Here is a 4526-nt window from a genome sequence, read left to right as displayed (position 1 = left end):
GGCACATGATCGAGTACTCGGGCATGTCCTTCGCCATGTTCTTCTGGGCCGAATACGCCAACATGATCCTGGTGTCGATGCTGACCGTGCTGCTCTTCCTGGGTGGCTGGCTGAGTCCCGTCGCCTTCTGGATTTCATCCCGGGCTGGATCTGGCTGGCAATCAAGGTCTTCGTCGTGGTCACGATGTTCCTGTGGGTGCGGGCCTCCTTCCCGCGCTACCGCTACGACCAGATCATGCGCCTGGGCTGGAAGATCTTCATCCCCATCACCCTGGTGTGGCTGGTGGTCGTGGGTCTGTGGATCCAGTCGCCCTTCAACATCTGGCAGTAAGGCGAGAGAAAGAGCAACCCATGTCTTCAATCGCATCCCTCAAGACCTTCTTTTCCAGCTTCCTGCTGCTGGAACTGTGGAAGGGCCTGGCGTTGACCGGTCGCCACTTCCTGTCGCCCACCATCACGGTGCAGTTCCCGGAAGAGAAGACCCCGATGTCGCCGCGTTTCCGTGGTCTGCATGCCCTGCGCCGTTATGAGAACGGTGAGGAGCGCTGCATCGCCTGCAAGCTGTGCGAGGCGGTCTGCCCGGCCATGGCCATCACCATCGAGTCCGATGTGCGGGCCGATGGCTCGCGCCGCACCACGCGCTACGACATCGACCTGACCAAGTGCATCTTCTGCGGCTTCTGCGAGGAAAGCTGCCCGGTGGATTCCATCGTCGAGACGCACATCTTCGAATACCACGGCGAAAAGCGCGGCGACCTGTACTACACCAAGGACATGTTGCTGGCGGTGGGTGACCGCTACGAGAAGCAGATTGCCGCCAACAAGGAGGCCGACGCCAAGTACCGCTGACCGGTCGGGATGGCCAGCCGCCATCCCCGGACAGCGCACCTCACGGGCGCACACAACATGAATCCCACCTCCGTTCTGTTCTACATCTTCTCGGCCGTGCTGCTGTTCGCGGGCTTCCGTGTGATCACGGCCCGCAACACCGTGCACGCGGCCCTGTTCCTGGTGCTGGCCTTCTTCAACGCATCCTGCATCTGGATGCTGTTGCAGGCCGAGTTCCTGGCCATCACGCTGGCCCTGGTCTACGTCGGTGCCGTGATGGTGCTGTTCCTGTTCGTGGTGATGATGCTGGACATCAACACCGACAGCCTGCGCCAGGGTTTCTGGAACCACTTCCCGCTGGCGGCACTGATCGGGGCCGCGATCGCCATCGAGATGGCCATCGTCATGAAGGCCGGCTTCAACCTGCCGGTGGCCAAGGCCTTCGACCCGGCGGTGCTCAAGCTGGGCAACACCCGCGCTCTGGGCGTCGAAATCTACACCCAGTACCTGTATCCGCTGCAGGTGGCTGCGGTGCTGCTGCTGGTGGGCATGATCGCCGCCATCGCGCTGACGCTGCGTCACCGCAAGGACAGCCGCTACCAGAACCCGGCCGAGCAGGTTCGCGTCAAGGCCTCGGATCGCCTGCGGCTGGTCAAGATGGCAGCGACCGTGGAACAACCGTCCGCCCCCAAGGACGCCGAAGGAGGCCAGGCATGAGCCACGGCATCACCCTCTACCATTTCCTGACGCTGGGCGGCTTCCTGTTCGCGCTATCGGTGGTCGGCATCTTCCTGAACCGTCGCAATCTGATCGTGCTGCTGATGTCGATCGAACTGATGTTGCTGGCGGTGAACATGAACTTCGTGGCCTTCTCCCACTACCTGGGTGACATGGCCGGGCAGGTGTTCGTGTTCTTCATCCTCACCGTGGCAGCCGCCGAGTCGGCCATCGGTCTGGCCATCCTGGTCGTGTTGTTCCGCAACCGCTCGACGATTGCCGTGGACGAGCTCGACTCGCTCAAGGGCTGACGCACGGAGCCCCGAAGAACATGTCTGCACAACTTTCCCAGAACCTGCTTCTGACCGTGCCCCTGGCGCCGCTGGCCGGCTCCATCCTGGCGGGTCTGTTCGGCAAGACCATCGGTCGGCGTGGCGCCCACCTGGTGACCATCCTCGGCGTGCTGATCGCCTTCATCTGCTCGGCCATGGTCCTCAAGGCCGTGGCGGTGGACGGCGCGCACTACAACGCCACCGTCTACGAATGGATGACCGTCGGCAGCCTCAAGATGGAGGTCGGCTTCCTGATCGACGGCCTGACCGCGATGATGATGTGCGTGGTGACCTTCGTGTCGCTGATGGTGCACATCTACACCATCGGCTACATGGAAGAGGACCCGGGCTACCAGCGCTTCTTCTCGTACATCTCGCTGTTCACCTTCTCGATGCTCATGCTGGTCATGAGCAACAACTTCCTGCAGCTGTTCTTCGGCTGGGAAGCGGTGGGCCTGGTGTCGTACCTGCTGATCGGCTTCTGGTACAAGAAGCCCACGGCCATCTTCGCCAACCTGAAGGCCTTCCTGGTCAACCGGGTGGGTGACTTCGGCTTCATCCTGGGCATCGGCCTGCTGCTGGCCTACGCCGGCTCGCTGAACTACACCGAGGTGTTCGCCAAGTCGGAAGAGCTGTCCAAGCTGACCTTCCCGGGTCAGGACTGGGGCCTGCTGACCGTGGCCTGCATCTGCCTGTTCATCGGCGCGATGGGCAAGTCGGCGCAGTTCCCGCTGCACATCTGGCTGCCGGATTCGATGGAAGGCCCGACCCCCATCTCTGCGCTGATCCACGCCGCCACCATGGTGACGGCCGGCATCTTCATGGTGACCCGCATGTCGCCGCTGTTCGAGCTGTCGGACGCCGCGCTGAACTTCGTGCTGGTGATCGGCTCGATCACGGCCTTGTTCATGGGCTTCCTGGGCATCATCCAGAACGACATCAAGCGCGTGGTGGCCTATTCCACGCTGTCGCAGCTGGGCTACATGACCGTGGCCCTGGGCGTGTCGGCCTACAACGTGGCCGTGTTCCACCTGATGACCCACGCCTTCTTCAAGGCGCTGCTGTTCCTCGGCGCAGGCTCGGTCATCATCGGCATGCACCACGACCAGGACATGCGCAACATGGGCGGCCTGCGCAAGTACATGCCCATCACCTGGATCACCTCGCTGATCGGCTCCCTGGCGCTGATCGGTACCCCGTTCTTCTCGGGCTTCTATTCGAAGGACTCGATCATCGAGGCCGTGGCCGCCAGCCATCTGCCCGCGGCGGGATTCGCGCAGTTCTCGGTGGTCGCCGGGGTGTTCGTGACCGCGTTCTACTCCTTCCGGATGTACTTCCTGGTCTTCCATGGCAAGGAACACTTCCACCACAAGCCCTTCCCGGGCGAGCATGACCACCACGATGACCACGGCCACGCGCACACCCCGCACGAGTCGCCCTGGGTGGTGACGCTGCCGCTGGTGCTGCTGGCCATCCCCTCGGTGATCATCGGCTACTTCGCGATCGAGCCGCTGCTGTACGGCGACTTCTTCAAGGGCGTGATCTTCGTGAACAGCGAGGCTCACCCTGCGATGGAAGAGCTGGCCCACGAGTTCCATGGTCCGGTGGCCATGGGCCTGCACGCCTTCACCTCGCTGCCATTCCTGCTGGCCCTGGCCGGTGTGGTCACCGCCTATGTGTTCTACATTGTGGCGCCGTCCATCCCGGCCACCCTGGCCCGGGTGCTGGCCCCGCTGGTGCGCGTGCTGGAGAACAAGTACTACATGGACTGGATCAACGAGAACATCATCGCCGCCGGCGCGCGCCTGATCGGCCGTGGCCTGTGGAAGGGCGGTGATGTCGGTCTGATCGACGGTCTGCTGGTGAATGGCTCGGCCCGCGTGGTCGGCTGGTGTGCCGGTGCACTGCGCGTCGTGCAGACCGGTTTCCTGTCCTGGTATGCGCTGGTGATGGTGCTGGGCGTGTTTGGTCTGATGACGTGGCAGCTGTGGCCCCATCTGACGACCCTGGTGGGCCGTTGAGAGAAGGCGGAGAACAACAATGGGTCTTTTGAGTGTTGCCATCTGGCTGCCGATCGCCTTCGGCGTCATCCTGCTGGCCTTGGGGCGCAGCGAGAACCCGGGCGCGGCCCGCTGGACCGCGCTGGTCGGTTCCGTGCTCAGCTTCCTGGTCACCTTGCCGCTGATCACCGGCTTCGACACCAGCACCGCGGCGATGCAATTCGTCGAGAACCTGAGCTGGATCGAGCGCTTCAACGTGCGCTACCACCTGGGTGTGGACGGCATCTCCGTCTGGTTCGTGCTGCTGACGGCCTTCATCACGGTGATCGTGGTGGTGGCCGCCTGGGAGGTGATCCAGGAACGCGCGCACCAGTATCTGGGCGCCTTCCTGATCCTGTCGGGCCTGATGATCGGCGTCTTCTCGGCGTTGGACGGTCTGCTGTTCTACGTGTTCTTCCAGGCCACCCTGATCCCTATGTACATCGTGATCGGCATCTGGCGCGGTCCGCGGCACGTCTACGCGGCGTTCAAGTTCTTCCTGTACACGCTGCTGGACTCGCTGCTGATGCTGGTGGCCCTGACCTACCTGTACATCAAGTCGGGTGGCAGCTTTGACATCTTGACGTGGCACAAGCTGCCGCTGCCCATG

5 protein-coding genes and 1 pseudogene are annotated in these 4526 nt (G+C 62.9%); all 6 read left to right on the top strand.

Features of this window, described 5'->3' with window-relative positions:
* Positions 1-331 (top strand): annotated as a pseudogene (locus tag I73_RS31710) (NADH-quinone oxidoreductase subunit H); the annotation flags it as partial.
* Between the two features lie 20 nt (positions 332-351).
* Positions 352-849 carry an NADH-quinone oxidoreductase subunit NuoI gene (nuoI, locus tag I73_RS14530; protein WP_022981279.1) on the top strand — a complete coding sequence of 166 codons (498 nt, stop codon included), beginning with the start codon at positions 352-354 and terminating at the stop codon, positions 847-849.
* A gap of 57 nt (positions 850-906) precedes the next feature.
* Complete coding sequence (locus tag I73_RS14525) at positions 907-1545, top strand: NADH-quinone oxidoreductase subunit J (RefSeq protein ID WP_022981278.1); 639 nt, start codon at positions 907-909, stop codon at positions 1543-1545.
* Positions 1542-1856, top strand: coding sequence for an NADH-quinone oxidoreductase subunit NuoK (gene nuoK / locus I73_RS14520; RefSeq protein WP_022981277.1), 315 nt, complete (start codon positions 1542-1544; stop codon positions 1854-1856). The genes I73_RS14525 and nuoK overlap by 4 nt, the downstream gene beginning before the upstream one ends.
* Positions 1857-1876: 20 nt before the next feature.
* On the top strand, positions 1877-3898 hold the full coding sequence (nuoL, locus tag I73_RS14515; RefSeq protein WP_022981276.1) for an NADH-quinone oxidoreductase subunit L: 2022 nt from the start codon (positions 1877-1879) through the stop codon (positions 3896-3898).
* A 19-nt stretch (positions 3899-3917) separates the two neighbouring features.
* Positions 3918-4526: proton-conducting transporter membrane subunit (locus I73_RS14510; protein WP_026096756.1), on the top strand; the 609-nt coding region annotated here is incomplete at its 3' end.

It is taken from the genome of Ideonella sp. B508-1, from assembly GCF_000333615.1.
In the GTDB taxonomy this organism is placed as follows: domain Bacteria; phylum Pseudomonadota; class Gammaproteobacteria; order Burkholderiales; family Burkholderiaceae_C; genus Ideonella.
Note: the sequence above shows the minus strand (reverse complement) of the source record. Positions and strands in the feature narration are given on the sequence as shown.

Coding starts and splice junctions, on each gene's coding strand:
- nuoI (WP_022981279.1), top strand. CDS start 352: ATGTCTTCAATCGCATCCCTCAAGACCTTCTTTTCCAGCTTCCTGCTG.
- I73_RS14525 (WP_022981278.1), top strand. CDS start 907: ATGAATCCCACCTCCGTTCTGTTCTACATCTTCTCGGCCGTGCTGCTG.
- nuoK (WP_022981277.1), top strand. CDS start 1,542: ATGAGCCACGGCATCACCCTCTACCATTTCCTGACGCTGGGCGGCTTC.
- nuoL (WP_022981276.1), top strand. CDS start 1,877: ATGTCTGCACAACTTTCCCAGAACCTGCTTCTGACCGTGCCCCTGGCG.